Origin of the sequence: Mesorhizobium sp. B2-4-13 (assembly GCF_006658535.1) — a bacterium.
Classification (GTDB): Bacteria; Pseudomonadota; Alphaproteobacteria; order Rhizobiales; family Rhizobiaceae; genus Mesorhizobium; species Mesorhizobium australicum.
In genome coordinates, this window is record NZ_VFVB01000005.1 from 347,953 (window position 1) to 373,678 (window position 25,726).

The window sequence follows — 25,726 nt, forward strand, 5'->3', positions numbered from 1 at the left end:
GTTGCCTTTTATTTGCCCGCGGCTTTGTGTAAACCGGGCCTCAGCAAATCCCCCCGCAACGAAAACACGGGCCAAAGCCATGGAAAAATTCACCAAGCTCACCGGCGTCGCCGCTCCCATGCCGATCGTCAATGTCGACACCGACATGATCATCCCGAAGGATTATCTCAAGACGATCAAGCGCACCGGGCTTGGCACCGGCCTGTTCGCCGAGATGCGCTACAAGGACGACGGTTCGGAAAATCCGGATTTCGTGCTCAACAAGCCGGCCTACCGCAAGGCGCAGATCCTGGTTGCCGGCGACAATTTCGGCTGCGGCTCGAGCAGGGAACACGCGCCATGGGCGCTGCTCGATTTCGGCATACGCTGCGTCATCTCGACCTCGTTCGCCGACATCTTCTACAACAACTGCTTCAAGAACGGCGTGCTGCCGATCACCGTCAGCCCCGAGGACCTGGAGAAGCTGATGGACGACGCATCGCGCGGCTCCAACGCCACCCTGTCGGTCGATCTCGAAGCCAAGGAAATCCGTGGTCCAGACGGCGGCGTGGTCACCTTCGACCTCGACGACTTCAAGCGGCACTGCCTGCTCAATGGGCTCGACGATATCGGCTTGACCATGGAAAAGGCAGGCGCCATCGCCTCGTTCGAGAAGAAGAACGCCGAACTGCGCCCCTGGGCCTGAGCGGCCGCAAGGACTGGCCCTTTCCGGGCCGGGTCGAGGGAGGGACAGTCATGAGACATCAGCTTCTTGCCGGCGTTTGCGGGCTGGCCTTGTTGCTGGCGCCCGCCGCGAGCGTGCTCGCGCAGACCCAGACGCCCGCCGCGCAACAGGCGCCGGCGGTGGAAAAGCCGGCCACCGATCAGGATGCGGGAGCCAACGCCGCCGACGACGCCGACGACGACAAACAGGCGCCGGTGCCGTTCGAAGGCGGCCACCTCACCATCACGCAGCCGGAGCAGGACGGCGAGAAGGTGCTTGCTTATGACGGTAAGCAGCTGGCCAGCAATTACGATCTCTTCTTCGACAAGATTGTGGAGGTTGGCGGCATCAAGGTGGCCCTGTTCGATGTTGGCGATGGCGGCAATCAATGCGGCCCGGCGACGGTGATCGTCTGGAAGCCGGAAGGCGGCGCCATCCAGAGCACCAAGGTCGAGCAGGACGAGTGCGGAGCGCCGCCCGCGGGAGTGTCCGACAACGCCATCTATTTCGTGCCCTATCTCCTGCCGGGGGACCAGAGGCCGGCCCTGCAGTGGTCGCCGACGGATGGGCTGACGATTTCGGGCAATCTCACCTACATGCCCGAACCCGGTACCGACTGGAAAGACATCGATCCGGAAAAGTACCAGAACATCATCGACGCCTTCCACAATGAGGCTGTCTACAAGGAAGCCGAAAAGCTGCTCGGCAAGGACATGTCGGATATGGCGACCAGCCTGCTGGTCGGCGGCGGCACGGAAAAGACCGCGTCCGGCGCCTTCTTCGCCAGCGGCTGCGTGCCGCATGATTGTGGCGGCAATGACGGCTTCATGGCCGTCGACCCGGCCATGCACCAGCTCTATTTCGCCCGCCGCGGCGACAATGGCCAACCGAACGCCTGGCCGGCGCTGGCGACATGGCCGGCCGATGTGAAGGAAGCGCTGGACAAGGCGCTGGGGTCGGCGAACTAGCCAGGGCATTTCCGGCGAAAGGGCGGCGCCTCCAGGGCTCTGCCCCTTTGTTTCGGGCAGGACCGCGTCAACGGCGACATTCGCTGGGACAAAATGGAACCAGATCGGCCGCGCGGCGTCATAGAAGCAGTTTCGCTCGGCAGTGCCTGGAGTAACATCGATGGTCAGGCTCGTTCTTCTGGCGCTTGTTCTGTTCGCCCTCGCTGCTGGCGCCACAGAGGCGGCAAAGCTGGACGCAGCCGCCGTCAACAACGCCCAATTCACCGACGCCGCAACGAAGGGTGTCGATGCGACCGTGTTGAAGGCACAGGTCCTTCTGGATCGCGCGCGCTTCTCGCCTGGCCTGATTGACGGCCGCCAGGCGGAGAACTTCACCAAGGCGGTCCGGGCATTTCAGGCGGCCAACGCCCTGCCCGCCGATGGCAAGCTCAACCGGGAGACCTGGGACAAGCTGGTCGCAACCTCACCAGGCGCGGTTCTTGTGAACTACGAGCTGACGCGCAAGGACGTGCGTGGACCGTTTACCAGGCGCATTCCGGCCAGTATGGAAAGAATGGCTCGCCTTCGCAGGCTCGGCTACCGCAGTTCGCTGGAACGGATCGCGGAGCACTTCCACATCAGCGAACAATTGCTGCGAAGGCTCAACCCGGGCATCAGCTTCAGGAAGGCGGGCGCAAAGGTGCTGGTGCCGGCCATCGACCGAGGCGATCCGCCCTCAGCCGCTGTCAGCGTCGAGGTCGACAAGGCCGCGCGCCAGGTTCGCGTTCTCGACAATTCCGGCAAAGTGGTTTCGGTCTACCCCGCCTCGATTGGAAGCGAAGAAAAGCCGGCACCGAGCGGCGAGGCACAAGTCACACGCGTGGTCCACAATCCCACCTATCACTACGATCCCCGCTTCGCCTTCAAGGGGGTGAAAACCAAACGGCCCTTCACCATCGCTGCCGGGCCCAACAATCCTGTCGGATCGGTCTGGATCGATCTGTCCATTGAAAGTTACGGCATTCACGGCACGCCCGAACCAGGCAAGATCGGGAAGACCTTTTCGCATGGTTGCATCAGACTGACCAATTGGGATGCCGAAGACCTCGCCCTTGAGGTGCACAAAGACACAAAGGTTGTCTTCACTGGGGAAACGGCTGAATCGGCCGAGGGCCAACCCGGCTGACTCATCGCGGGAAAGAGAGCTGGCCGTCGAGGCCACTGATTCTGCACCGCCGATCCTTCCGTATTGGCCCATGGCAGGATCGGTTTTTCCCCGCAGAGTAGCTGCAACAATGCGAGGCTCCCCCATGCGCAAGCTAATCTCAACCGGCTCACCGTTCGAAAAGACCGCCGGCTATTCACGCGCCGTGGTGCAGGGCGACTGGTGCTTCGTGTCCGGGACGACGGGCTACGATTACGCCACCATGACGATGCCGGACAGTGTCGAGGCGCAGACGCGCAATTGCCTGGCGACGATCGGCAAGGCGTTGCAAGACGGCGGCTTCGAAATATCCGACGTGGTGCGCGCGCACTACTACATCGCCGACCAGGCCTTCGTGGATGTCGTCTTCCCGATCCTCGGCGAGACATTCGGCGACATCAGGCCGGCGGCGACGATGATCGTCTGCCAGCTCAACAAGCCGGAAATGAAGATCGAGATCGAGGTGACGGCGCTGCGGCGTACCGTGTGAGGAGACTTCCGCCATGAAGGTCCGGCGTATCGTGGCCAATATCGAAACGCCGGACGTGGCCGCGGCGAACCGTTTCTACCACGACGTGCTTGGCCTCGACATCCTGATGGATCAGGGCTGGATCCTAACCTACGGTTCCGAGGACATGATGCAGCTGCAGGTCAGCTTCATGGCGCAAGGCGGATCCGGTACGCCGGTGCCGGATCTGTCGATCGAGGTCGACGATGTCGATGCGGCATTCGAAGCCATGAAGGACGCCGGCTTCGCCGTCGAATACGGGCCCGTCGACGAACCCTGGGGCGTGCGGCGCTTCTATGTGCGCGATCCGCTGGGCCGGCTGGTCAACATTCTCGCACACCGGTGAGCGCACCTTACGTGGCCAAGTAACTTGGACATGCCGGCGGGACAGCGGCGATAGGTCGTTCGTCCTCCCCTTGCGCTGCAACCGCTTGGCGTTTAGCAAGGCCGCGTCACACAGCGCCGCGCGCCTCTTTGGCGCGCGAAGGACGCTGTGCAAACCGAAACGCATTCTTTCTGGGACGGCTCATCATGGCAACGAAGCATCTTTTCCTGCTCCCCGGCGACGGCATCGGCCCCGAGGCGATGGCCGAGGTCAAGAAGCTGATCGCGGCCATGAACGCAAAGCTCGGCAGTGGCTTCGTCACCGACGAGGGCCTGGTCGGCGGCTGCGCCTACGATGCTCACAGTGCGGCGATTTCCGATGCCGACATGGAAAAAGCGATGGCAGCGGACGCGGTGCTGTTCGGCGCCGTCGGCGGGCCGAAATGGGATGCCGTGCCTTACGAGGTGCGCCCCGAGGCCGGCCTGCTGCGCCTGCGCAAGGACATGGAGCTGTTCGCCAATCTGCGCCCGGCGATCTGCTATCCGGCGCTGGCCGCATCGTCCTCGCTGAAGCAGGAAGTCGTCGAAGGCCTCGACATCCTCATCGTGCGTGAGCTGACCGGCGGCGTCTATTTCGGCGAGCCCAAGCAGATCATCGATCTCGGCAACGGCCAGAAGCGCGGCATCGACACGCAGGTCTACGACACGTTCGAGATCGAGCGCATTTCTGGCGTCGCTTTCGAGCTCGCGCGGACCCGCAAGAATCATGTCACCTCGATGGAAAAGCGCAACGTCATGAAGTCGGGCGTGCTGTGGAACGAGGTCGTCACCCAGACCCACAAGGCACGCTATTCCGACGTCAAGCTCGACCACATGCTGGCCGATGCCGGCGGCATGCAGCTGGTGCGCTGGCCAAAGCAGTTTGACGTCATCGTCACCGACAATCTGTTCGGCGACATGCTGTCCGACATCGCCGCCATGCTGACCGGCTCGATCGGCATGCTGCCATCGGCCTCGCTCGGCGCGCCTGACGCCAAGACCAAGAAGCGCAAGGCGCTGTACGAGCCGGTGCACGGCTCGGCACCCGACATTGCCGGCAAGGGCATCGCCAACCCGATCGCCATGATCGCCTCCTTCGCCATGTGCCTGCGCTATTCCTTCGGCATGGTCGATGAAGCGGACAAGCTCGAAGCTTCAATCGCCGCAGTGCTCGACCAGGGCCTGCGCACCAAGGATATTTTCTCACCCGGCATGACCGAGGTCGGCACGGTCGAAATGGGCGACGCGATCATCGCCAAGTTCCTGGGGTAATCAGCGGATCTCGCCGGCAAGCTGCCGCAGCAGGCCGACGAGCCGCGCCTCGTCCACCGGCTCGAAAAACGCTGAGTCGGCGGCCTCGACGGCGACGATCGCTTGCTGGGCGGCCGCCGCCCCGGCGGCGGTGACGCGGATCACCTTGGCCCGGGAGTCCCGGGGATCGGCTTCGCGTGCGATCAAGCCCTTGGCCTCCAGCCGGGCGACGACGTCCGAGGTCATCTTCACCTCGGTGCCGGCCTGGGCGGCGAGCTGCACCTGGTTGGGCGGTTCGCCATTGCGGCCAAGCCACATCGCCGAGGCGAGCAGCACGAACTGGACATGCGTCAGGTCGAGCGGCGCCAGCGCCGCCGTCATGACGCGCTGCCAGCGCATGGTGGTTCGCCAGAGCAGCAAGCCGGGGCTCTCCGACGGCCCGCCCTTGAAGCGCGTGTCGAGTTCAGCCATGGTTCGCCAACGCCTCCGCCTGCTCGAACAACTTGGCCATCGACACGTCGAAATCGCCACTGATCTGAGGCCCGAGTTCAGGGCCGACCTCGGCTGCCGAAGGGCCTGAGATATCGAGCCGGTGCGTCACCTGCGTGCCGCCTTCGACAGGCACCAGAGTGTGCCGGAACAGCAGCTTGGTGTCGCCGAACGAAGTTTCATCGGCATAGGTGACGTTTTCGACGAGATCGACGATGGTCGATTCGAACGTGTCCTGACCGACCGGCGTCACCGAGACGCGGGTGCCCTTGGCGAATGGCCCATGCAGCACGAAGGTATCGGAGCCTTCATAAGTCAGGCGGCCTTCATGCAAGGCCTTGAGCGCGTTCCAGATGGCTTGCGCAGGAAGGGGGGAAGTCGCGGTGTATTCATTGGTCCACATCGTTTTGCTCCATTCGCTTATTTAATCTGCGCATAGACTATCTGCGCGCAGATTAAATTGCAAGCGGAATCTTCATCTGTGACGAAGATCGCCTGAACCGTCGTTTTTGGAGTGACATTTCTCGGGACCTGGCTCCTAAACCCTGACTCCCGCCGGCACCGGTCCCCATTGGTTTTCATGCCCTTGAGTCGGGATCAGCGCGAAGACCAGGATGATCAGGCTGCCGATGCTGGGGATCAGGATCACCAGATAGAGCCAGCCCGACAGGCCGATATCGTGCAGCCGGCGCACGGTCATGCCGAGGCCGGGCAGGAGCGTCGCCATGAGGAAGGTGCCGCAGAGGCCGACCGTCACCACCGCCGAGACATCTGTGTCGAAATTGCCCATTTCGATATCGGTGAAGATGCCGATGCCGCCGACGATCAGCAGGCAGACCACCCAGAACAGGCAATAGCCCCAATATTCCTTGCGGCGGGCGCGGCCGGCGAAGTTGAAGTAGTTCTGCGTCAGTCCACGCCAGAAATAGCCCCAGAGATCACTGGGTTCGGCGGTTGCGCTCTCGCTGGATCGGCCGAAATGCTGCGCCTGCGGTGCGCGGGCTGTGGATGCGGTGCCGGCTTGGGCCGGTGCCGCATCTATGCCTGCGCCAACCGTCGAGTTCACGGCCGGGCCTGCGGTGGTTTGGCCAGCGATCGAAAAGACGTCGCGCGCCTGGCCGCCGCCCGGCTGGAACTCGACCGCCGTCCCGTTGGGCATGGCGGTTTGCCGGCGCAGGTTCTCGCGGGTGAAGGTGTAGCTGTTGCCGTCGGCTCCCGTGATGAAGCCGAAGCCCTGGTCCTCGTCATAGTGAAGCACTTCGCCGCGCATCCGCCCGCCCCTTACAGCCCGTTCCCTGCCAAGATGTGGCACAGGCCCAAGCCCATGGGCAAGCCGCCCATAGCTACCGTCTTCGCGGCAAATGAAGCACAAGGCTTCACGTGCAGCCGTCTTCGCCAAAGCAGACAATGGCAGCCAAGCGTTCCGATGCCTGCCGTGCGTCCCTGGCCGGGCACATCGCCAGACAGCACCGGCCGACACTGGCGTCGGCAAGCTGGGCGGCGGCCATCCGGGCCGGCCTGAAGCAGAGCGCGGCCAGTCTGGATTCCTACGAAGGCCGCTTCTTCGTCTTCTTGTTTTTTGGCGGACCGGCGTTGTCGAATTTCGGCTTGCCCGGCTTCTTCGCCCAGGGCTTTGCTTCATGCGTGGTGGCCGGACGCTGGTCGACTGAAGCCGGTGCACGCTTCTCGAACTTGCGCTTCGGCGCGTTCGGGTCGAACGGCGCCTTGCCGCGATGCGGCTTCTTGTCCGGGCTCGGCGGCTGATAGCCGGCCCGCGACAGGTCCGGCGTGCCGTCCAGCCGCTTGACCACGATGTTGCCCTGCAATTTGCGGTCGGGCCCGATCGCGGCGAGAAAGCGCTCCGCCCAGTCGGCGGCGATCTGCACGAACGTCTCTTCCGGCTGCATCTTGATGGCGCCGATCTCGCGCTTGCTGATGCTGCCGGCACGGCACAGCATCGGGATCAGCCAGCGCGGCTCGGCATTCTGCCGGCGCCCCACCGACAGCGAGAACCAGACGCTGGCGCCGAAATCGTCGCGGCGGCTCGGTGCCTCGTCGCGAGGGCTGAATTTTTCGCCCGCCGCTCTTTCACGCGATGGCGTGAAAGGCGCGACGTCCATGAGATCCTCGGGCGCCGAGCGGCTGGCGCGGCACTGGCGCACGAAGGCGGCCGCCACCTGTTCGGCGCCGTGCCGGCTAAGAAGCGCGTCGATGAATGCACGCTCGTCATCCTTGACCGGTTCGTCGAAAGCCGGGTCGGCAAGAATGCGCTCGTCGTCGCGCCGCATCACGTCGTCGGCCGAGGGCGGGCTCGCCCATGTCGCCGTCAGCTTGGCGCTTTGCAGCAGCCGCTCGGTGCGCCTGCGGGCGCTGTTGGGCACGATCAGCGCGCTGACGCCCTTGCGCCCGGCACGTCCCGTGCGGCCGCTGCGGTGCAGCAGCGTTTCGGGATTGGTCGGCAGGTCGGCATGGATCACCAGCTCGAGATTGGGCAGGTCGATGCCGCGCGCCGCGACGTCGGTGGCGATGCAGACTTTCGCACGGCCGTCGCGCATCGCCTGCAGCGCGTGGCTGCGTTCGTTCTGGCTGAGCTCACCCGAAAGCGCGACGACGGAAAAATTGCGGTTGTTGAAGCGTGCCGTCAGATGATTGACGGCGGCGCGCGTGTTGCAGAACACCAGCGCGTTCTTGGCCTCATAGAAGCGCAGCACGTTGATGATGGCGTTCTCGCGGTCGGCCTGGGCGACATTCAGCGCCCGATACTCGATGTCGAGATGCTGCTTTTCCTCGCCGGCGGCCGAGATGCGCACGGCATCGCGCTGATACCCCTGGGCGAGCGTGGCGATGGAGCGCGGCACGGTGGCCGAGAACATCAGCGTCCGGCGCTCGGCCGGTGCGGCATCGAGGATGAATTCGAGGTCCTCGCGAAAGCCCAGATCGAGCATCTCGTCGGCCTCGTCGAGAACCACGGCCTTGAGCGTCGACATGTCGAGCGAATGCCGCGTGATGTGGTCGCGCAGCCGGCCGGGCGTGCCGACGACGATATGGGCGCCGCGCTCCAGCGCGCGCCGTTCGGTGCGCATATCCATGCCGCCGACGCAGGACGCCACCGTGGCGCCGGTTGGCTCATAGAGCCATTCGAGCTCGCGCGTCACCTGCAGCGCCAGTTCGCGTGTCGGCGCCACCGCCAATGCCAGCGGCGCCGCTGCCGGGCCGAAACGTTCCGCGCCGTCGAGCAGCGTCGGCGCCATGGCAAGGCCGAAGGCGACGGTCTTGCCCGAGCCGGTCTGCGCCGACACCAGCGCGTCGGCCTGGCCGAGCTCCAGCACCGCCTTCTGCACCGGTGTCAGGTCGGAATAACCGCGTTTTTCCAGCGCTTGTGCCAGCGCGGGAACAATACCATCGAAGTTGGACATCTCGTTCTTTCGGAATTCAGGGTTCTGCGCTCATCATGGAGCACATGCCGGGGGCTGGCGGCGCCAGCCAAACAATCTTGGCCGTTCGTACTTCGTGCCGCCCTTCTTGTACAGGGTGCCATGAAGGCTATGCGGCGTGCCGCCAATTGACTCCTGCCGCAAACCGCGTAAAAGCCCGCTTCGAACGGGATCGTTTTTCGATGCGCGGCCTTTTGATGGCTCTTCTTGCATTCGATGCCCCCAGCCTCAATGCGAACCATTGGGCCGGGGGCGTCGCTGCGTCGCCTCGTCCCGGCAAAACCCCATTCTTGGCCAAGAAAACCACCAAAACCACCACCAAAACGGTGTGATTCCCTTGGCCTAACCACCCTCTCCCGGGTCCGGCCCGGGGGACGGAACCCCGCACTTGGCCGGCGGGTTTTCTCCAAAACCAAGCGGAGAGGGACAGGAGATCTTTATGAGTTTCAAGGTTGCGATAGTCGGCGCCACGGGCAATGTGGGCCGGGAAATGCTCAACATCCTGGAAGAGCGCGGCTTTCCAGTGAGCGAAGTCGTGGCGCTCGCCTCGCGACGCAGCATGGGCACGGAAGTGTCGTTCGGCGACCGCACGCTGAAGGTCAGGCCGCTCGACCAGTATGACTTTTCCGACACCGACATCTGCATCATGTCGGCCGGCGGCAATGTCTCCAAGGAATGGTCGCCGAAGATCGGCAAGCAGGGCTGCGTCGTCATCGATAATTCGTCGGCCTTCCGCTACGACCAGGACGTGCCGCTGATCGTGCCCGAGGTTAACCCGGACGCGATCTCGCTGTTCACACGCAAGAACATCATCGCCAACCCGAATTGCTCGACGGCGCAGCTCGTCGTGGCGCTGAAGCCGCTGCATGATTTCGCCACCATCAAGCGCGTCGTCGTCGCCACCTACCAGTCGGTGTCCGGCGCCGGCAAGGAAGGCATGGACGAGCTGTTCACGCAGACGCGTGCGGTGTTCGTCGCCGACAGCGTCGACGTCAAGAAGTTCACCAAGCGCATCGCCTTCAACGTCATCCCGCATATCGACGTCTTCCTCGATGACGGTTTTACCAAGGAAGAATGGAAGATGGTCGCCGAAACCAAGAAGATGCTCGACCCCAAGATCAAGCTGACGGCGACCTGCGTGCGCGTGCCGGTGTTCATCGGCCATTCGGAAGCGGTCAACATAGAGTTCGAGAAGCCGATCACCGCCGATGAGGCGCGTGACATCCTGCGTGATGCGCCGGGGTGCCAGGTCTTGGACAAGCGCGAGGATGGCGGCTACATCACGCCGCTGGAATCGGCCGGCGAGGACGCCACCTTCATCTCGCGCATCCGCGAGGATTCGACCATCGACAACGGCCTGTCGATGTGGATCGTCTCCGACAATCTGCGCAAGGGCGCGGCGCTGAACGCCGTGCAGATCGCCGAGCTCCTGGTCGAGCGCGGCCTTATCCAGCCGAAGAAGAAGGCGGCTTAATCCCGCTCACGGGCCGCACCGCCGCTGCCGCGGCTGGCCCTCCGCGAGGGCGCCGGACCATCGGCGGCCCACTGTCGCGGGCTCGGCCTCCGGCCGTTAGCCCTCTTCTCCCCGTCACTATACGGGGAGAAGGTCCCGGCAGGGGGATGAGGGGCGGCGCTGGCCTTGCCAATTTTGGCGCTGCCGACTCATGATTAGCCGCTCTGCGCCGAGTTCAACTCGCACTATCCACACTCAGTTCGCGCAGCACCGCCATCGCCTCCTCCGCCCGGTCCGCCGGCACGAACAGGTGATCATGGTAAAAACCCGAGACCGGATTGACGCCCATGCCGGCGGCGGCGAGGCACGCGGTGATGGCGGCGAGGAAGCCGACGGCTTCCAGCGATGAGTGGACGTTCAGCGTGATCATCCGGCAGCGGAACGAGGCGGCTAGTTCCGTGCTCCGGGCGGCTTCCTCCGTCACGATCAGCGTCGTGCCTTCGCGCTCCCGAAACGCCATGACCGGTTCGAGGCCTTCGGGCCGTGGAACGCCAGGCGCCAGCATGGCGAAGACATAGATGCCATCGCGCAGTTCCGGCGTCATCGACGCCAACAGAGTGCTCAGATCGGTCTCGCCCGTCATTTTTTTCTCGCCTGCATCGGGACGGCAGCAGCTTCTCAATATCCGCAAACAGCACACACCGGTAGTCGACACACGGACGACATGGCAATGTCGCCGGCGGCCGGGCTTGCATGACGGCCGCATCGCACAATACAGGAGCTGAGGGCCGACGCCGGTCCGTGAAAGGCTCCCGAATGATCGTTCGTCCGCGCCCCACCTTCCTGCAGCTGTTCTTCATCATGCGCGGTTCGGTGGTGCCACGCATCCTGCCGCAGATTTTCGGCTTCGCGATCTATTCGGCGGTCATCCTCGTCGTGGCGCGCCGGTTCCAGCTCGATCTCGGCGTCTTCAACATCACGCCTTTCGGACTGGTGGGCGTGACCTTGTCGATCTATCTGTCGTTTCGCAACAACGCCGCCTATGATCGCTGGTGGGAGGCGCGCAAACTGTGGGGCGCGCTGGTCTTCGAAATCCGCAATCTGGCCCGCGCCACGACAAGCCTCATTCCCGATCGGGCCGAGCAACGCGCCCTGCTGATGGAAGCGCTGGCCTTCTGTCATTTTCTGCGCGGCCAGTTGCGCAAGATCGACAGCGTCAAGGAGGTCCATGCCTTCATCGAGGCTGAAGCCGGGACGGCCGCTAGTTTCGCCAATCCGGCGGACGAGATGGTCAGGCGCATGGGCCGCCGTGCCAATGCGCAGCGCCGGGCTGGCGACCTCGACACGATCGGTTTCCGCATTCTGGATGAGAGGCTGGCGTCAATCACCGCCATCCAGGCCGGCTGCGAGCGGATCGCCGGCACGCCCTTGCCCTTCGCCTACACGCTGCTGGTGCACCGCACGGCCTACATCGTGTGCCTGCTGCTGCCGATTGGCCTGATCTCGACCACCGGTTGGGCAACGCCATTGTTCACGGCGCTGATCGCCTACACCTTCTTCGGCCTCGACGCGCTTTCGGAAGAGCTTGAGGATCCGTTTGGCACCGAAGCCAACGACCTCGCGCTCGACGGCCTGTGCCGGGTCTGCGAAATCTCGGTGTTCGAGGCCTTGGGCGAGACGCCACCAAAGATGCTGTCGGCCGAAAAGTTCTATCTTTCGTAACGCCGCACCGTCAAAAATCCGAACATTTGTCGGATCGACGCCTCATGGAACGTCCTTGGGTCGACCCCACCGAAAAAGGGGCTGACCATCAGGAGGACACCCAATGAGCATTTCTCAAACCGCGCCCGTCTCGGCTGGCGCCCTGTGGACCGGCCGGGCGCTCAGCGGCCTCATCGTCCTGTTCATGATCTTCGACGGCGCCATCAAGCTGCCGCCGCTCGACGTGGTCACCCAGACGATGGTGCCGCTTGGGTGGCCAGCCGATCCCAACGTCGCGCGCATGCTGGGCGTCATCGGCCTGGTCTCGACCGCGCTCTACGCGCTGCCGCGCACCTCCGTGCTCGGCGCCCTCCTGCTCACCGCCTATATGGGCGGCGCCATCGCCACCAATGCGCGCATCGGCAATCCGCTGTTCTCGCACATGCTGTTCGGCGTCTATCTCGGCATCATCCTATGGGGCGGCCTCTATCTGCGCGACCCCAGGGTTCGTGCGCTGATCCCGTTCAGCCGATAGCTGTTCCGAGCCAAGAACAGCGTCCACTTCGCCTGCACGCCATCGGGTGGCAATACCGCCGATGCGGTCTGTTTGGGCGAGCAGCGTCGCGATCTTCGTTCTCCTCGGGATCAAATTAGCCGTCTGAGAGTTAAGCACTTGGCGGCGAGACGGCGATCCGCGTGTGAGAGGAACGACAAATGAAGAAAATACTGACCATTCTGGTGCTGACGACGGCACTGGGTGCATGTTCGCAAACGGAAAAAGGGGCTGCCGTGGGCGGCCTGGGCGGTGCTGCGGTTGGCGCGGCCGTGGCCGGAGATCCGGTGCAGGGCGCTGTTGTCGGCGGTGCGGTCGGCGCCGTGGCCGGCGCGCTGATCGGCCATGCCAGCGAAAGCGGCCAATGCCGGTACCGCGATCGCCATGGTCGGGTCTATGTCGATCGCTGCCCAAGCGGTTATTGATCGGCCTCAGTCCAAACATGAAGAGCAAAACGGCGGGCTTTTGACCCGCCGTTTTCGATCGATGAATTGGCCGCGACTCGCTTGAGACAGCCGCCGCCGCGAGCCGCGCTACAACAGCTCCCGAATGTATCGCCAGGCGTCCCGTCCCAGATCCGCATCGGCGCGGTCATTGCCGCCATGCGCATGCGAGCTTGAGCGCGGGGTGGTTTCGCCAGGCAGGACGATGCGGTGGCCGGCGCCGGGGGCCGAAACCAGGCGCGTGGCCTTTCCGGCGTCTTGCCTACGCTGGACAATCGACGCGGCAAATTCCAGGGACGGCCACAGCGCGTCGTCGCCGCCCGCGACCAGCATGACCGTCGCCGAAATTTCCTCGACGGGAATGGCGGCCTTGCCGGCCTCCTTCTTGAAAGCGGTCAGGCAGTGTTCGAAAAGCCCTCGGTAGGACACGAGGCCATCGACGTAGCGTGCCTTCCAGTTGGGGTCGGCCGGAACAAAGGGGAGAGGGCGCCCCTTGAGTGTCCACGACGACCGCTCGGGCCAGCTGACGCCGTCGCGGCCCGGCCCGATGTTTCCCCAGACCACCGATGTCGGGCTGATCGCGACAACGGCGTCGATGCGCGGGTCATGCGTCGCCACGAGCAAGGCCGCCTCGGCACCTTTGGACGTGCCGACATAAACGATGCGCCGGCATCCCAAACCGACAAGACGGTCGGTCGCGGCGAAAAAAATCTCCAGGGGGATTTCGCATATGCCTGGGATCTGGTCTTGGCCGCCAAACCACCGGAGGGCAAGGGCAGAGACGCCCACATCGGCAAACAGCCTGGCGCGCCCGACGTCGACGCGGCCGCTCGATCCGCTCAGCACCACGACACCTGTCGTGGCCTCGGGGCATCGCAACAGGGTTCCGGCGACGAAGCCGGACAGGATTTCCTCCGCGACTGCCCGTTCGTCCATCCGATCCTCAGCCGGAAATCAGAAGCTTTCCAATGAAACAGCAAAGGGCAGGTGAGTGACAAATGCAAACAACAAAACGGCGGGCACAGGCCCGCCGTTTTGTTCCCGCAAGGAATAGGACGCGATTACTCGGCGGTAGCGGCTTCCGCTTCGGCCGGTGCGGCAGCGGCCGAGGCGACGGCGGCAGCGGCGTCTTCCTGGGCCTTCTTCAGCAGGGCGGCGCGTTCCTGCGCCTTCTTGCCGGGCTCGGCCTTCTTCGGGTTGGAGCGGGCTTCGCGCTTGGCAAGGCCGGCCTCATCGAGGAAGCGCAGCACGCGGTCGGTCGGCTGGGCGCCGTGCGACAGCCAATGCTTGACGCGGTCGGCGTCGACCTTGATGCGCTCGCCGTCCTTCGGCAGCAGCGGGTTCCACGAGCCGAGCGACTCGATGAACCGGCCGTCGCGGGGCGAACGGGCATCGGCGACGACGACGTGGTAGTAAGGACGCTTCTTCGAGCCCGCACGGGCCAGTCTGATCTTCAGTGCCATTTCTTTTCTCCTAAAAGCTCTGATTCGTTTGATAAGTCAGGGTTTCTTCAACCCGTTTTCGTCACGCCGTTGGCAGCGGCGATCTGTTCGTGGTGCCGGATCACTTCGCGGACGACGAAGTTGAGGAATTTCTCCGCGAAATCCGGGTCGAGATGCGCGTCATGCGCCAGCTGGCGCAGGCGGGCGATCTGCTGCTGCTCGCGCGCCGGGTCGGCCGGCGGCAGGCCATGCTCGGCCTTGAGCACGCCAACCGCCTTGGTGCAGCGGAAGCGCTCGGCGAGCATGTGGATGAGGGCCGCGTCGATGTTGTCGATAGAGGCGCGGTAGCCGGCCAGGATGGTGCGGGCGTCGGCCATGTCCTTTTCTTCGTTCATAGCGTCCTCACTTTTTCTTGCCGAGACCGGGCAGGCCGCCACCGCCGCCAAGGCCGGGAAGCTTCATGCCGCCGGGCAGGCCGGGCAAGCCGCCGCCGGGAAGACCGCCCGGCAGGCCCTTCATGCCGCCGAGGCCGGCGGCCTGCGCCTGCTTCTGCAAGGCTTCGAGCTGCTTGGGGTCCATCTTCGACAGATCGGGCATGCCGCCCATGCCGCCGGGCATCATGCCGCCCCCCAAACCACCAAGGCCCATCTTGGAGGCAAGGCCGCCCATCATGCCGCGCATCAGGCCACCGCCTTTGCCCTTGCCGCCCATCGCCTTCATCATGTCGGCCATGCCGCGATGCATCTTCAGGAGCTTGTTGATCTCGGCGGCATCGGTGCCGGAGCCGGCGGCGATGCGCTTCTTGCGCGAGTGCTTTAGAATGTCGGGATTGGCGCGCTCGGCCTTGGTCATCGAGGAGATGATCGCGAGCTGGCGGCCGAACATCTTGTCGTCGAGGCCGGCGGCGGCCATCTGGTCCTTCATCTTGCCCATGCCGGGCATCATGCCCATGATGCCGCCCATGCCGCCCATCTTCGACATCTGCTGAAGCTGCTGGGCGAGGTCGTTCAGGTCGAACTTGCCCGACTGCATCTTCTTGGCCATCGCCGCCGCCTGCTCGGCATCGATGTTCTCGGCGGCTTTTTCGACGAGCGAGACGATGTCGCCCATGCCCAGGATGCGGTCGGCGATCCGCTTGGGGTGGAATTCCTCCAGCCCATCCATCTTTTCGCCGGTGCCGATCAGCTTGATCGGCTTGCCCGTGACGGCGCGCATCGACAGCGCGGCACCGCCACGGCCGTCGCCGTCCATGCGGGTCAGGACCAGGCCGGTGATACCGACGCGCTCGTCGAAGCTTTTCGCCAGGTTGACGGCGTCCTGGCCGGTCAGCGAATCGGCGACCAGCAGGATCTCGTGCGGGCTCGACACCTTCTTGATGTCGGCCATCTCGACCATCAGCGGCTCGTCGATATGGGTGCGGCCGGCGGTGTCGAGGATGACGACGTCATGGCCGCCGAGCTTGGCGGCCTGCACGGCGCGCTTGGCGATATCGACCGGGTTCTGGCCTGCGATAACAGGCAGCGTCGCCACCTTGACCTGCTCGCCGAGCTGGCGCAGCTGCTCCTGCGCGGCCGGACGCCGCGTGTCGAGCGAGGCCATCAGGACCTTCTTGTTCTGCCGCTCGGTCAGCCGCTTGGCGATCTTGGCCGACGTGGTGGTCTTGCCGGAGCCCTGCAGGCCGACCATCATGATGACGACCGGGGCCGGCGCGTTGAGGTCGATGGCGACACCCTCGGCGCCGAGCATGTCGACCAGCTCGTCATGGACGATCTTGACGACCATCTGTCCCGGCTTGATCGACTTCAGCACCGCGGCGCCGACGGCCTTCTCGCGCACCTTGTCGGTGAAGGACCGCACCACTTCCAACGCCACGTCGGCCTCGAGCAGCGCACGGCGCACCTCGCGCAACGCTGCCGAGACATCCGCCTCCGACAGCGCGCCACGGCCGGTCAGGCCGTTCAGGATGGAGCCAAGACGCTCCTGCAGCGATTCAAACATTCGTTTTCCTTTTCCCTGGCACCCGGATGGTGCCCGAGAGGTAATGCGTTCGCGCCCAGTCTCCAAGCAAAAGCCAGTCCAAGCAAAAGCCCAAAACCAAAAAGCACCCGGGGGCGCACAGCGCTGCCGGGTGTTGGCCTCCAGGATCTGTTTACAGCACTCGGCCTCAAAGAGGTTTCGGCGTCCTGGTCGGCTTGCTCGGAGGGATACTCGTCGCGGAATTGGTGGGCTGTAGACAGGAATTTGGCGCGAGAGTCAAGGCAAGGCCGGTGCCGCGCCGTTTCCCGGGCCGCGATCAGGCCGTGCTCGGGCCGTTGGGGACCTGGGCTGAGACCCTCAGCGGCGAGCGCGGATGCAGCAGCAAAACAATCGTGAGCAGGCTGCAGGCAATACCGATGAGCGCAATGAGGATGGCATCCGATATCATCCAGCCCGGTCCCTCGAGCGGCTTTGCAGTGAACAAGGCGAAGGAATTGTAGCTCTCCTGATGCGAGATCAGCAGGAAGCCGGTGAGGTTGTTGCCAAGATGGGCGCCAAGTGCCGCGCCGAGATTGCCGGTGGCGTAGACCACGAGGGTCAGAAGCAGCGCGAAGGCAGCGATCGACACCAGCACGCTGGCGTTGATGGCGGCCGACGAACCGCCGCTCCAGTGCAGCGAGGTGAACAGCAGGCCGGGCAGCAGCGCCCAGACGCACGGGCTTCTGAACCGATTGGCCAGGCCACGCAGCAGATAGCCGCGAAACAGCACCTCCTCCGACGAAGTCTGCAGCAAGGTGAGCGTGGCGATTGGGATCGCGAACAGCAGCCATGACGACAGGCTGATCGTGCCGCGCGCAATGCCGGGCTGCAGCAGATAGAGCAGGATTTCGGACAAGGCCGACGTGATCAGCACCGCGATCAGCCCCTTGAGGAAGTCCGGTCGCGCTACGCGGCGGCCGGCGCCAAGCAGCGCCGACAGCGGCTCGCCATGCACCCAGCGCATCACGATCCACAGGCCGATCCAGATCCCGGCGAAAGAGGCGAGCGCGCAGAGGATGCCGACGGGCGAGGCGAGAAAACCTTCCACGCCGTATGGCGAAGCCGCCGCCCCCTGCCAGGCGAAGTAAACATGGGTGCCACCGAACAGCACGGCCGCGGTGGTGGCGGCCCAGAACAGGACGGCGATCAGCGTTCCCAGCAACAGGCGCGGCAAGGTCGTCCTGGCGTTCGGCGTGTTGCGATAGCGCTCGAAGGCGGTGTCGTCGATCGTCACGCTTGTCCTCGATCCCAATCCATCGCTGCTTGATCCAGCTGATGGCTTCGGGAACCGGAATCGATATCAGCAGGAATACGCGCACACCCACGGAACGCAGGCGCGGGCCAGCCTGCCGAGGCAGCCAATCCAGGTTTCGCCGGCGGCCGCTTCGGCGACCGCCGGCATCGCGTCAACGCACGACGTACATGATGCGCCGTGTCTGCGGATCGATCAGCGCCCGCTGGCCGTTCACATAGACGTAGCGGTAGTTGTAGTCAGGAATTTCGCGCAGCTCGACCGTATCGGGCAGGGTCGCGCCGGTGACCACCTCGCCGTCGAGATAGACGGGGTCGAGGCGATGGGTGTCGACATAGGTCCGTACCGCGGCCGGCGGCGCTGGAAAGTCGCCAACCACCGGATCGCTGGAAATGATCGCACCGGTATAGTCGGTCGAATAGTTGCCGATGTCGTCCGGCGGCGAGACCACGGCAACGGCGGAGCGACGCTGCGTCAGCACCACGCGGCTGCCGCCGAAATCGGCGGTGACGTAGTCGGAATAGACCCAGCCCTGGCCGCCGGCTTCGGCGATGGTGCACCATTTGCTGTTTTCGATGCAGCCGTTGAGCGTTGCCGACTGGCCTGCGGCGAGAACGCCAATGACAGGATATTGCGGGCCGGGACCGGCACGCACGTTGAGATCGGTGACTGCCGAGACAGCGGTATCGGCCAATGCCGCGCCCGACATTGCGGTCAGCATCCCGGCTATTGCGGGAAACAATAAGGATTTCATGGGTTCTCTCCGTTTCACAGTCCCTCGGCGGTGACAACGGGACAGCAGCGCATGCGTTCCGGCTAAAATGCGCGAGCCAACTCACGATTTGTTCCGGCGGCTATCGGCAAGCCGGTCAGAAGATCGTGTACGAACGCCAGTTTCCTCGCGGTCGCGTCCGAAATGACGAAGGGGTAGAGGTCGGGCAGGCCCATGCAGCGGTTGATCGAATTGGAGGCTTCCGACAGCACCAGCCAGCGGGCAAGGATCTTGTCGAAGGGCTCGGGCGTGTTGGCGGGCTCCGAGGGTGCCGCCTGCGGCTCGCCCCCGGTATCGCCCCGCGGCAGTTCGTTCGCCTCCACCGTCTCCAGCCGGCCGAGCGGGAAGTTCAGCGCATGGACCATCTCCAGCGTGTCGGTGATGTGCAGGTGGTGGGCCCAGGTCTCGGCCCAGTCCTCCCACGGATGCGAGGTGGCGTAGGCCGAGATGTGGTCTTGCTGCCAGTCGGGCGCCGCGCCATTGGCGTAATAAGCCTTCAGCGCCTGTTCGTAGTCGGCACGCTCGTCGCCGAACAAGGCGCGGAACGCTTCCAGCCTTTGCGGATCGTCGCGGATCAGGCGGTCCCAGTAATAGTGGCCGAGCTCGTGGCGGAAATGGCCGAGCAGCGTGCGGTAATTCTCACCCATCTGGACGCGACGTTTTTCGCGCTCGGCTGAATCGGCTTCGGCGACGTTCAGCGTGATCAGGCCGTTGTCGTGACCGGTGAGAATCCGTTCGCCGCCCGGGCCGCCGCCGATCGGATCGGCGAGGAAGTCGAAGGCCAGCCCGATCTCGTCCGTCGGGCTCTGCTTGGGCGCCACCGGCAGGCCGAAGGCGAGCAGCGAATAGATGGCGCGCTTCTTCGCCGCCTCGACGCGAATCCAGCGGCGGCGATTGCCGTCGACCGAGAGATCCGGGATCAGCTGGTTCAGCACGCAAGCCCGGCAGAAGACCTGTCCCGGCTCGGCCATCCAGTTGCAGGCGCATTCGTCGGCATTGGTGCACTGGATCGCGCCGTCGACGCCGGACAAGACAAAGCGCGCGCCCTCGGGATCATAAAGCACGAGACTGCTGCAGTTCAGGCACTGGGCATTCTCGAAATAGAGACGGTGGCCGCAATGCGGGCAGTCGAAAAGTTTCATCTCGGTCTCAATTCGTCAGAAGGGATGCATGATTCATCTGAAAGGGATGCATGGCGGCCCATGCCCAAACGCGAACCACCGGCCGGTGTTCCGCGGTCCAGCGCGACTATTTTGCTTCGCCGGTCCAGGCGCGCCTGCCCCGGTCCATGGGCGGCATCAGCGTCTTTCATGCCTGACACTCGCCATAATAATCACTTGATCGTAGGCAAATTCCCCGGCATTCGCCAGCATCGCGCCACAGACGGTGACAAATGCGCGTTTCGCTGGCAAATTCGCAAACGGGACGTGAATCAGGCAACCAGGAGAACAAAATGGCATTTCTTGCCAAGGGTAGGATTTTAGCGGCGGCGGTGGTGGCGGTGCTGGGGCTGGCAACCGGCGCGCAAGCGGCGGCCAGCTGCGGCAAGACCGGCGCCGGCTTCGACGCCTGGAAACAGGACTTCGCCGCGGAGGCCAAGTCCGAAGGTGTCGGGTCGAGGGGTCTGGCCGCTCTGGCCGGCGCGACCTACGCAACAAGGACGATCTCCGCCGACCGCGCCATCCACAAGGCTTTCAGCGGCTCGGTGGACGATTTCATGAAACGCCGCGGCGGGTCGGCGATCATCTCCAAGGGCCGGTCGCTGAAGAAGTCGAACGCGGCGCTGTTCAACCAGATCGAAGCCAACTACGGCGTGTCGCCGGGCGTGCTGCTCGCCATCTGGGGCATGGAAACCGGCTTCGGTGCTTCCATGGGCAACCAGAACACGGTCTCCGCCATTGTGACGCTTGCCTATGATTGCCGCCGTCCGGATTACTTCCATCCGCACGCCATCGCGGCCCTGAAGCTGGTTGATCGCGGAGCGTTGACCGCCTCGTCGGTCGGCGCCATGCATGGCGAGATCGGCCACACGCAGTTCTTGCCCGGAAATGTCTTGAAGTATGCGGTCGGTAGCGGAAACCTGCGCGACAAGGCCACAGCTTTGGCCTCCACCGCCAACTTCCTCAAGGGTCACGGCTGGCGGGCTGGCGCCAGCGCGCAGTCGAATATGGGCGCGATCGCCGGCTGGAATTCCGCAAGCGTCTATCAGCAGGCCATCGCCCGCATCGCCACCGCGATCGACGCCGATTGATCGAACCGCACGGCCATTGAACGAAAAACCCGGCCACCGCGCCGGGTTTCATTTCACGTCGAGCGCATAGGAACAGCCGGCCAGCGTCCTGCCGGGGTGGGACTCGACGGTCGAGACGTTGAGCGTGATGCGCGTGGCAAGGCTCACGCCGCCGGCGTCCTCGCTGCTTTCGGCCATGACCTTCTCGCCGAGGAACTTGTCCGGCGTCGAGACCGTCGCCGGGACGTCGAGCTGGCGGGCGAGGTCCGGCGCGGCGATGCCATCAAGCACGGCCATCGGCCCTGTCGCGGTAAAGACGATCGTCGCGGTCTCGCGCCCGAAGACATGGACCGGGGCCGACAATCGATACTGCCGCAGGAAGGGATTGCCGGAAGCGACCTCCTTCCAGCCAAGGGTCTGCGCCGCGTCCGGCTCACCGGCCAGCCAGAGGGCAAGACCATTATACGCCGGCACATCGGCCCTGCATTCGATGAGGGCGGCAAGGTCGACGGAGGCGGGGTCGAAGTCCCCAGCCATGACCGGCGCCGCCAGAAAGAGCAGCGGCACCAGGCATCGACCGAGACAGCGCATTCCGTCTAGCTGTTGCGGTTGCGCGCGGCCAATGTCCGCAGCCTCAGCGCATTGAGGCGGATGAAGCCGGCGGCGTCCTTCTGGTCATAGGCGCCACGGTCGTCCTCGAAGGTGACCAGCGCGTCGGAATAGAGCGTCTTCCCAGATTTGCGGCCGGTGACCATGACATTGCCCTTGTAGAGCTTCAGCCGCACCGTGCCTTCGACGTCTTCCTGGCTCTTGTCGATCATCGCCTGCAGCATCAGGCGCTCGGGCGAGAACCAGAAGCCGTTGTAGATGAGCTCCGCGTAGCGCGGCATGAACTCGTCCTTGAGGTGCGCGGCACCCCGGTCGAGCGTGATCGATTCGATGGCGCGATGGGCCACGATCAGGATGGTGCCGCCCGGCGTTTCATACACGCCTCGCGATTTCATGCCGACGAAACGGTTCTCGACCAGGTCGAGCCGGCCTATGCCATTGTCGTGGCCGAGATCGTTGAGCGCCGCCAGCATAGTGGCCGGCGACAGCTTCTTGCCGTTCAGCGCGACCGGGTCGCCCTTCAGGAATTCGATTTCGATCTCTGTGACGGCATCCGGCGCGTCCATTGGCGACACGGTGCGCTGATGCACGAATTCCGGCGGCTCGCTCCATGGGTCTTCCAGCACCTTGCCCTCGGAGGACGAGTGCAGCAGATTTGCGTCGACGGAGAACGGTGCGTCGCCCCTCTTGTCCTTCGGCACCGGGATCTGGTGCTGTTCGGCGAAGTTCATCAAGTCGGTGCGCGACTTGAACGACCAGTCGCGCCACGGCGCAATGACCTTGATGTCGGGGTTGAGCGCATAGGCCGAAAGCTCGAAACGGACCTGGTCGTTGCCCTTGCCGGTGGCGCCATGCGCGATGGCGTCGGCGCCGGTTTCCCTGGCGATCTCGACCAGGTGCTTGGAGATCAGCGGCCGCGCGATCGAGGTGCCCAAGAGATAGGTGCCTTCATAGACGGTGTTGGCGCGGAACATAGGGAAGACGAAGTCGGCGACGAATTCCTCGCGTACGTCGACGACGCGGATGTCCTTGATCCCCATCATCTCGGCCTTGCGGCGCGCCGGCTCCAGTTCGCCGCCCTGGCCGAGATCGGCGGTGAAGGTGACGACTTCGGCGCCGAGTTCGGTCTGCAGCCATTTCAGAATGATGGATGTGTCGAGGCCGCCGGAATAGGCGAGCACGACCTTCTTGACGTCTTTGATCTTGGACATTTCTGCTCCGTCGAAAGGTGGACGCCTGAGGCAAGGCGTCACGGATTGTCGGAGCGCCTTTTAGCAGGAACGGCAAAGCGAGCAAGCGCACGCGGCGCAAGGTTGCTGATCCAGCGCGGCAGTACGACGCCGGGCTTGATCGGGAGGACCGATCCCGGGGCCATGCCGCCGGTTACCAGGCGCTCAAGACCGCCGCCTGTAAGCTGGCGAAATGTAAGCTGGCGAAACTGGCCGAACCGCTCCACTCCACCGGAGGACGCGCTGGCCCCATCTGGCGCCGGCGAGACGGGTCCTGTATAGCCGACGCGTTCCCCCGGGGCCTGCCATGTCCTTCATTCCCGACACCACCACGCTGATCCAGTTCGCCATCGCCACCGTGATCCTGGCGATCACGCCAGGCCCCGACATGACGCTGTTCGTGTCGCGCACGCTGAGCCAGGGCCGCGCCACCGGCTTTGCCTCGATGGCCGGCGCGCTGTGCGGCACGCTGATCCACACCACGCTGGTGGTGGTCGGCGTCTCGGCGCTGATCGTCGCCTCGCCGATGGCTTTTTTCGTGCTGAAGATCTTTGGCGCCGGCTATCTCGTCTTCCTCGCCTGGCAGGCGATCGCCAAGGGCTCGGCTTTCTCGCCGGAAAAGAAGACCGGTCCGCAAATTTCCCTGTTGCGCAGCTGGGCGGCGGGGCTCGGCGTCAATTTGCTCAACCCGAAGATTATCCTGTTCTTCATGACCTTCCTGCCGCAATTCGTCTCCGCGCACGATCCGAACGCGCCGGGGAAACTGTTCTTCCTCGGCTCCATGTTCATCGTGCTGTCGATCCCGGTGACGGTACCGATGGTGCTGGCGGCGGAAAAATTCTCGGCGGCAATGAAAGCCAGCCCCCGTGTGACGCGGGTGGTCGACTATCTCTTCGCCGGCGTGTTCTCGGCGTTCGCGCTCAAGATCCTGACGGCCCAGGCGAAGTAGAAACCTTCCACCAGCTTCCCGCCCAGCGCCCGGCGGCAAGCCAATAGAAGATCCCACCGACCATGCCGCCACCGAGCACCGCCATGATGGCGCTGGCTTCGGTGACCGCGAAAGGGGAATCGCGGACATTGTCGACGAGGCCGAGGAAAACCCCCGCCACCACCGCGCCGGCGAGCGCGTAGAACAACCAGTCGCGCCGGCCGAGGATTTCGGCAATCAGGATGACGATCGCCGCCGGCATGAAGCCGAAATAGGCGACGAACAGGGCGACGAAGGGAATTGAAAAATAGAGCGATGCCGTTGCCGCCGGATGCGCTTGCGCCGGCGCGTAGCCGAGCGAGGCCAGGAACAGGATGTTGAGGAAGGCGCTCGCCGCTAGCGAGGCGACGGCATAACCGAACAGGATGATGGCGAAGCGCACGATGTAGGCGACGAGACGGTTCATCGGGGATCACGGCCCTTGAGACGACCGGAGCTGCGTCCGGCCAGAAGCCAGTAGACCCAGCCGGCGGCAATGCCGGCGGCGGCCAGAAAACCCAGGAAGCCCGGATTGAAAACAAAGCCTCCAGCGGAGCCCGGCACAAAAACACCGAAGGCGATCGACGTGACCGCGCCCGTGACGGCGAAGTAGAACCATCCTCGCAGAGCCAGCCGTTCGGCGACGAAGATCGCCGGGCCGACGATCAGCAGCGCGCAGATCGCCACGGTCAACACGGCGAGCGGGAAGGAGGCCAGCCAGTCGAATGTGAAAATGATCGACCAGTTGCCGTCCTCGATCCCTGCCAGAAGAACGATCAGCAGTACCGGCACCAGGATCGAGGTCAGCACGGCGGCGAGGTAGCCGACTGCAATCATGGCGAAACGTGTGAGGCCGGCGGCGAGACGGCTCACACCTCGCCGTGCCCCGCGATCATCATGGCTTCCAGCGCCAGCCGGTCGACCTTGCGCATGCGTTCCGATTCCGACTTCAGCTGGCCGCAGGCGGCCAGGATGTCGCGGCCGCGCGGCGTGCGGATCGGCGAGGCATAGCCGGCATTGTTGATGTAGTCGGCGAACTTCTCGATCGTCTCCCAGTCCGAGCACTGGTAGTTGGTGCCCGGCCACGGGTTGAACGGGATCAGGTTTATCTTGGCCGGAATCCCCTTGAGCAGCTTGATCAGCCCCTTGGCGTCCTCGATGGAATCGTTGACGTCCTTCAGCATCACATATTCGAAGGTGATGCGCTTGGCGTTGGAGAGGCCGGGATAGGCGCGGCAGGCGGCGATCAGCTCCTTCAGCGGATACTTCTTGTTGATCGGCACCAGAAGGTCGCGCAGATCGTCATTCGTCGCATGCAGCGAGATCGCCAGCATGACGCCGATCTCCTCGCCGGTGCGGAAAATCTCGGGCACGACGCCGGAGGTCGACAGCGTGATGCGACGCTTCGACAGGGACAGGCCGTCGCCGTCGGAGGCGATCAGCAGCGCCTTCTTCACCGCCTCGAAATTATAGAGCGGCTCGCCCATGCCCATCATGACGATGTTGGACACTTTCCGACCCTCGGCCGGCACGATGGCGCCATCCGGCGTGTCGCGGTCGGGGAAGTCGCCGAGCCGGTCGCGCGCGGTGAGCAACTGCGCCAGGATTTCTTCCGCGGTCAGGTTGCGCACCAGCTTCTGCGTGCCGGTGTGGCAGAACGAACAGGTCAGCGTGCAGCCGACCTGCGAGGAGATGCACAGCGTGCCACGGCCTTCCTCGGGGATATAGACGGTCTCGATCTCGACCGGCCGGCCGGCGCCGCGGGGCGGAAAGCGGAACAGCCACTTTCGCGTGCCGTCGGCGGAAATCTGCTCCTCGACGATCTCGGGCCGGGCGACGGTGAAATGCTTGTCGAGTTCGGCGCGCAGATCCTTGGAGATGTTGAACATGCCGGCGAAGTCGGAAACGCCGCGCACATACATCCAGTGCCAGAGCTGCTGGGCGCGCATCTTTGCCTGGCGCTCCGGCACGGTGCCGGATTCGACAAGAGCGGCGGCGAGTTCCGTCCGCGTGAGGCCGATCAGCGATGGCTTTTCGGTCCGCGCGGCACGGCCGCGCAAGGCGTCACGGGCGCCTTCGGCGGTAAGGTCGAGTGAAAGGGTCATGGTTGCACAGATATAAGCGGTTTGCGGCCGATTTCATCCATCGGCCCGATATGAA

29 protein-coding genes are annotated in these 25,726 nt (G+C 64.3%); 12 read left to right on the forward strand and 17 right to left on the reverse strand.

Going from position 1 to position 25,726, the window contains the following annotated elements; genetic code table 11:
- Positions 1 to 79: 79 nt before the first annotated feature.
- The 6 genes from leuD (at position 80) to leuB (ending at position 4,997) form a co-directional block, all read left to right on the forward strand.
- Complete coding sequence (gene leuD / locus FJ936_RS16885) at positions 80 to 685, forward strand: 3-isopropylmalate dehydratase small subunit (RefSeq protein ID WP_015314976.1); 606 nt, start codon at positions 80 to 82, stop codon at positions 683 to 685.
- Positions 686 to 735: 50 nt separating this feature from the next.
- Positions 736 to 1,671 (forward strand): hypothetical protein, encoded by a 936-nt coding sequence (locus FJ936_RS16890; protein WP_141906786.1) that lies wholly within the window; start codon positions 736 to 738, stop codon positions 1,669 to 1,671.
- Between the two features lie 160 nt (positions 1,672 to 1,831).
- A complete protein-coding gene (locus FJ936_RS16895) occupies positions 1,832 to 2,836 on the forward strand; it encodes a L,D-transpeptidase (RefSeq protein WP_141906787.1) in 1,005 nt (334 codons plus the stop codon).
- 124 nt (positions 2,837 to 2,960) lie between these two features.
- Positions 2,961 to 3,344: a RidA family protein gene (locus FJ936_RS16900; RefSeq protein ID WP_141906788.1), complete on the forward strand. Its 384-nt coding sequence runs from the start codon at positions 2,961 to 2,963 to the stop codon at positions 3,342 to 3,344.
- Between the two features lie 13 nt (positions 3,345 to 3,357).
- Positions 3,358 to 3,708: a VOC family protein gene (locus FJ936_RS16905; protein ID WP_141906789.1), complete on the forward strand. Its 351-nt coding sequence runs from the start codon at positions 3,358 to 3,360 to the stop codon at positions 3,706 to 3,708.
- 185 nt (positions 3,709 to 3,893) lie between these two features.
- A complete protein-coding gene (leuB, locus tag FJ936_RS16910) occupies positions 3,894 to 4,997 on the forward strand; it encodes a 3-isopropylmalate dehydrogenase (protein WP_141906790.1) in 1,104 nt (367 codons plus the stop codon).
- Here the strand turns inward: leuB and FJ936_RS16915 are convergent, their stop codons facing one another.
- The 4 genes from FJ936_RS16915 to FJ936_RS16930 all read right to left on the reverse strand — a co-directional run bounded on the left by FJ936_RS16915 (position 4,998) and on the right by FJ936_RS16930 (position 8,881).
- Positions 4,998 to 5,447, reverse strand: coding sequence for a MarR family winged helix-turn-helix transcriptional regulator (locus tag FJ936_RS16915; RefSeq protein WP_140874525.1), 450 nt, complete (start codon positions 5,445 to 5,447; stop codon positions 4,998 to 5,000).
- Positions 5,440 to 5,868: a polyketide cyclase gene (locus FJ936_RS16920; protein ID WP_015314969.1), complete on the reverse strand. Its 429-nt coding sequence runs from the start codon at positions 5,866 to 5,868 to the stop codon at positions 5,440 to 5,442. Before FJ936_RS16920 ends, FJ936_RS16915 begins: the two co-directional genes overlap by 8 nt.
- 135 nt (positions 5,869 to 6,003) lie before the next feature.
- Positions 6,004 to 6,735: a DUF805 domain-containing protein gene (locus FJ936_RS16925; RefSeq protein ID WP_141906791.1), complete on the reverse strand. Its 732-nt coding sequence runs from the start codon at positions 6,733 to 6,735 to the stop codon at positions 6,004 to 6,006.
- Between the two features lie 277 nt (positions 6,736 to 7,012).
- Entirely contained in the window at positions 7,013 to 8,881 is a 1,869-nt protein-coding gene (locus FJ936_RS16930; RefSeq protein WP_141906792.1) for a DEAD/DEAH box helicase, read from the reverse strand.
- Positions 8,882 to 9,338: 457 nt separating this feature from the next.
- On the opposite strand from FJ936_RS16930, the gene FJ936_RS16935 reads away from it, so the two are divergent.
- Positions 9,339 to 10,373 carry an aspartate-semialdehyde dehydrogenase gene (locus FJ936_RS16935; RefSeq protein ID WP_023774477.1) on the forward strand — a complete coding sequence of 345 codons (1,035 nt, stop codon included), beginning with the start codon at positions 9,339 to 9,341 and terminating at the stop codon, positions 10,371 to 10,373.
- A 214-nt stretch (positions 10,374 to 10,587) separates the two neighbouring features.
- On the opposite strand, the gene FJ936_RS16945 is transcribed toward FJ936_RS16935, so the two are convergent.
- Positions 10,588 to 10,995 carry an ACT domain-containing protein gene (locus FJ936_RS16945; protein WP_141906794.1) on the reverse strand — a complete coding sequence of 136 codons (408 nt, stop codon included), beginning with the start codon at positions 10,993 to 10,995 and terminating at the stop codon, positions 10,588 to 10,590.
- Positions 10,996 to 11,168: 173 nt separating this feature from the next.
- Here FJ936_RS16945 and FJ936_RS16950 point away from each other — a divergent pair, with 173 nt between their 5' ends.
- The 3 genes from FJ936_RS16950 to FJ936_RS16960 all read left to right on the forward strand — a co-directional run bounded on the left by FJ936_RS16950 (position 11,169) and on the right by FJ936_RS16960 (position 13,031).
- Positions 11,169 to 12,074, forward strand: a complete 906-nt coding sequence (locus FJ936_RS16950; RefSeq protein ID WP_140618264.1) for a bestrophin family ion channel — start codon at positions 11,169 to 11,171, stop codon at positions 12,072 to 12,074.
- A gap of 103 nt (positions 12,075 to 12,177) precedes the next feature.
- Entirely contained in the window at positions 12,178 to 12,588 is a 411-nt protein-coding gene (locus tag FJ936_RS16955) for a DoxX family protein (RefSeq protein ID WP_140618262.1), read from the forward strand.
- Between the two features lie 179 nt (positions 12,589 to 12,767).
- Positions 12,768 to 13,031: a YMGG-like glycine zipper-containing protein gene (locus tag FJ936_RS16960; RefSeq protein WP_015314961.1), complete on the forward strand. Its 264-nt coding sequence runs from the start codon at positions 12,768 to 12,770 to the stop codon at positions 13,029 to 13,031.
- A 108-nt stretch (positions 13,032 to 13,139) separates the two neighbouring features.
- Here FJ936_RS16960 and FJ936_RS16965 read toward each other — a convergent pair whose 3' ends face one another.
- The 7 genes from FJ936_RS16965 to FJ936_RS16995 form a co-directional block, all read right to left on the reverse strand.
- Positions 13,140 to 13,985 carry an acyl-CoA thioester hydrolase/BAAT C-terminal domain-containing protein gene (locus tag FJ936_RS16965; protein WP_140874515.1) on the reverse strand — a complete coding sequence of 282 codons (846 nt, stop codon included), beginning with the start codon at positions 13,983 to 13,985 and terminating at the stop codon, positions 13,140 to 13,142.
- Between the two features lie 125 nt (positions 13,986 to 14,110).
- Positions 14,111 to 14,512 carry a 30S ribosomal protein S16 gene (rpsP, locus tag FJ936_RS16970; protein WP_023774471.1) on the reverse strand — a complete coding sequence of 134 codons (402 nt, stop codon included), beginning with the start codon at positions 14,510 to 14,512 and terminating at the stop codon, positions 14,111 to 14,113.
- Positions 14,513 to 14,559: 47 nt separating this feature from the next.
- On the reverse strand, positions 14,560 to 14,886 hold the full coding sequence (locus FJ936_RS16975) for a chorismate mutase (protein WP_015314959.1): 327 nt from the start codon (positions 14,884 to 14,886) through the stop codon (positions 14,560 to 14,562).
- Between the two features lie 7 nt (positions 14,887 to 14,893).
- Complete coding sequence (gene ffh / locus FJ936_RS16980; RefSeq protein WP_015314958.1) at positions 14,894 to 16,489, reverse strand: signal recognition particle protein; 1,596 nt, start codon at positions 16,487 to 16,489, stop codon at positions 14,894 to 14,896.
- A 295-nt stretch (positions 16,490 to 16,784) separates the two neighbouring features.
- Positions 16,785 to 17,741 carry a type II CAAX endopeptidase family protein gene (locus FJ936_RS16985; RefSeq protein ID WP_141906795.1) on the reverse strand — a complete coding sequence of 319 codons (957 nt, stop codon included), beginning with the start codon at positions 17,739 to 17,741 and terminating at the stop codon, positions 16,785 to 16,787.
- 172 nt (positions 17,742 to 17,913) lie between these two features.
- Positions 17,914 to 18,513, reverse strand: a complete 600-nt coding sequence (locus FJ936_RS16990; RefSeq protein ID WP_015314956.1) for a DUF1236 domain-containing protein — start codon at positions 18,511 to 18,513, stop codon at positions 17,914 to 17,916.
- Positions 18,514 to 18,575: 62 nt separating this feature from the next.
- Positions 18,576 to 19,673, reverse strand: a complete 1,098-nt coding sequence (locus FJ936_RS16995) for a putative zinc-binding metallopeptidase (RefSeq protein WP_141906796.1) — start codon at positions 19,671 to 19,673, stop codon at positions 18,576 to 18,578.
- 311 nt (positions 19,674 to 19,984) lie between these two features.
- On the opposite strand from FJ936_RS16995, the gene FJ936_RS17000 reads away from it, so the two are divergent.
- On the forward strand, positions 19,985 to 20,782 hold the full coding sequence (locus FJ936_RS17000; RefSeq protein WP_141906797.1) for a lytic transglycosylase domain-containing protein: 798 nt from the start codon (positions 19,985 to 19,987) through the stop codon (positions 20,780 to 20,782).
- A 48-nt stretch (positions 20,783 to 20,830) separates the two neighbouring features.
- Here FJ936_RS17000 and FJ936_RS17005 read toward each other — a convergent pair whose 3' ends face one another.
- Both FJ936_RS17005 and FJ936_RS17010 read right to left on the reverse strand, forming a co-directional pair.
- Entirely contained in the window at positions 20,831 to 21,352 is a 522-nt protein-coding gene (locus tag FJ936_RS17005; RefSeq protein ID WP_141906798.1) for a hypothetical protein, read from the reverse strand.
- A gap of 5 nt (positions 21,353 to 21,357) precedes the next feature.
- Complete coding sequence (locus tag FJ936_RS17010) at positions 21,358 to 22,581, reverse strand: argininosuccinate synthase (RefSeq protein ID WP_141906799.1); 1,224 nt, start codon at positions 22,579 to 22,581, stop codon at positions 21,358 to 21,360.
- A gap of 325 nt (positions 22,582 to 22,906) precedes the next feature.
- Here FJ936_RS17010 and FJ936_RS17015 point away from each other — a divergent pair, with 325 nt between their 5' ends.
- A complete protein-coding gene (locus FJ936_RS17015; protein WP_140703788.1) occupies positions 22,907 to 23,548 on the forward strand; it encodes a LysE family translocator in 642 nt (213 codons plus the stop codon).
- Here FJ936_RS17015 and FJ936_RS17020 read toward each other — a convergent pair.
- From FJ936_RS17020 to rlmN, 3 genes are read right to left on the reverse strand one after another with little or no spacing between them, the layout of a single operon-like run.
- Positions 23,520 to 23,993 (reverse strand): hypothetical protein, encoded by a 474-nt coding sequence (locus FJ936_RS17020; protein ID WP_015314950.1) that lies wholly within the window; start codon positions 23,991 to 23,993, stop codon positions 23,520 to 23,522. The genes FJ936_RS17015 and FJ936_RS17020 overlap by 29 nt on opposite strands.
- Entirely contained in the window at positions 23,990 to 24,439 is a 450-nt protein-coding gene (locus FJ936_RS17025) for a hypothetical protein (RefSeq protein WP_141906800.1), read from the reverse strand. Before FJ936_RS17025 ends, FJ936_RS17020 begins: the two co-directional genes overlap by 4 nt.
- Positions 24,436 to 25,671, reverse strand: coding sequence for a 23S rRNA (adenine(2503)-C(2))-methyltransferase RlmN (gene rlmN, locus FJ936_RS17030; RefSeq protein WP_140618248.1), 1,236 nt, complete (start codon positions 25,669 to 25,671; stop codon positions 24,436 to 24,438). Before rlmN ends, FJ936_RS17025 begins: the two co-directional genes overlap by 4 nt.
- Positions 25,672 to 25,726 lie beyond the last annotated feature (55 nt).

Excerpts from the sequence above, each read along its gene's own strand:
- leuD (WP_015314976.1), top strand. The coding sequence starts at position 80 with ATGGAAAAATTCACCAAGCTCACCGGCGTCGCCGCTCCCATGCCGATC.
- FJ936_RS16890 (WP_141906786.1), top strand. The coding sequence starts at position 736 with ATGAGACATCAGCTTCTTGCCGGCGTTTGCGGGCTGGCCTTGTTGCTG.
- FJ936_RS16895 (WP_141906787.1), top strand. The coding sequence starts at position 1,832 with ATGGTCAGGCTCGTTCTTCTGGCGCTTGTTCTGTTCGCCCTCGCTGCT.
- FJ936_RS16900 (WP_141906788.1), top strand. The coding sequence starts at position 2,961 with ATGCGCAAGCTAATCTCAACCGGCTCACCGTTCGAAAAGACCGCCGGC.
- FJ936_RS16905 (WP_141906789.1), top strand. The coding sequence starts at position 3,358 with ATGAAGGTCCGGCGTATCGTGGCCAATATCGAAACGCCGGACGTGGCC.
- leuB (WP_141906790.1), top strand. The coding sequence starts at position 3,894 with ATGGCAACGAAGCATCTTTTCCTGCTCCCCGGCGACGGCATCGGCCCC.
- FJ936_RS16915 (WP_140874525.1), bottom strand. The coding sequence starts at position 5,447 with ATGGCTGAACTCGACACGCGCTTCAAGGGCGGGCCGTCGGAGAGCCCC.
- FJ936_RS16920 (WP_015314969.1), bottom strand. The coding sequence starts at position 5,868 with ATGTGGACCAATGAATACACCGCGACTTCCCCCCTTCCTGCGCAAGCC.
- FJ936_RS16925 (WP_141906791.1), bottom strand. The coding sequence starts at position 6,735 with ATGCGCGGCGAAGTGCTTCACTATGACGAGGACCAGGGCTTCGGCTTC.
- FJ936_RS16930 (WP_141906792.1), bottom strand. The coding sequence starts at position 8,881 with ATGTCCAACTTCGATGGTATTGTTCCCGCGCTGGCACAAGCGCTGGAA.
- FJ936_RS16935 (WP_023774477.1), top strand. The coding sequence starts at position 9,339 with ATGAGTTTCAAGGTTGCGATAGTCGGCGCCACGGGCAATGTGGGCCGG.
- FJ936_RS16945 (WP_141906794.1), bottom strand. The coding sequence starts at position 10,995 with ATGACGGGCGAGACCGATCTGAGCACTCTGTTGGCGTCGATGACGCCG.
- FJ936_RS16950 (WP_140618264.1), top strand. The coding sequence starts at position 11,169 with ATGATCGTTCGTCCGCGCCCCACCTTCCTGCAGCTGTTCTTCATCATG.
- FJ936_RS16955 (WP_140618262.1), top strand. The coding sequence starts at position 12,178 with ATGAGCATTTCTCAAACCGCGCCCGTCTCGGCTGGCGCCCTGTGGACC.
- FJ936_RS16960 (WP_015314961.1), top strand. The coding sequence starts at position 12,768 with ATGAAGAAAATACTGACCATTCTGGTGCTGACGACGGCACTGGGTGCA.
- FJ936_RS16965 (WP_140874515.1), bottom strand. The coding sequence starts at position 13,985 with ATGGACGAACGGGCAGTCGCGGAGGAAATCCTGTCCGGCTTCGTCGCC.
- rpsP (WP_023774471.1), bottom strand. The coding sequence starts at position 14,512 with ATGGCACTGAAGATCAGACTGGCCCGTGCGGGCTCGAAGAAGCGTCCT.
- FJ936_RS16975 (WP_015314959.1), bottom strand. The coding sequence starts at position 14,886 with ATGAACGAAGAAAAGGACATGGCCGACGCCCGCACCATCCTGGCCGGC.
- ffh (WP_015314958.1), bottom strand. The coding sequence starts at position 16,489 with ATGTTTGAATCGCTGCAGGAGCGTCTTGGCTCCATCCTGAACGGCCTG.
- FJ936_RS16990 (WP_015314956.1), bottom strand. The coding sequence starts at position 18,513 with ATGAAATCCTTATTGTTTCCCGCAATAGCCGGGATGCTGACCGCAATG.
- FJ936_RS16995 (WP_141906796.1), bottom strand. The coding sequence starts at position 19,673 with ATGAAACTTTTCGACTGCCCGCATTGCGGCCACCGTCTCTATTTCGAG.
- FJ936_RS17000 (WP_141906797.1), top strand. The coding sequence starts at position 19,985 with ATGGCATTTCTTGCCAAGGGTAGGATTTTAGCGGCGGCGGTGGTGGCG.
- FJ936_RS17005 (WP_141906798.1), bottom strand. The coding sequence starts at position 21,352 with ATGCGCTGTCTCGGTCGATGCCTGGTGCCGCTGCTCTTTCTGGCGGCG.
- FJ936_RS17010 (WP_141906799.1), bottom strand. The coding sequence starts at position 22,581 with ATGTCCAAGATCAAAGACGTCAAGAAGGTCGTGCTCGCCTATTCCGGC.
- FJ936_RS17015 (WP_140703788.1), top strand. The coding sequence starts at position 22,907 with ATGTCCTTCATTCCCGACACCACCACGCTGATCCAGTTCGCCATCGCC.
- FJ936_RS17020 (WP_015314950.1), bottom strand. The coding sequence starts at position 23,993 with ATGAACCGTCTCGTCGCCTACATCGTGCGCTTCGCCATCATCCTGTTC.
- rlmN (WP_140618248.1), bottom strand. The coding sequence starts at position 25,671 with ATGACCCTTTCACTCGACCTTACCGCCGAAGGCGCCCGTGACGCCTTG.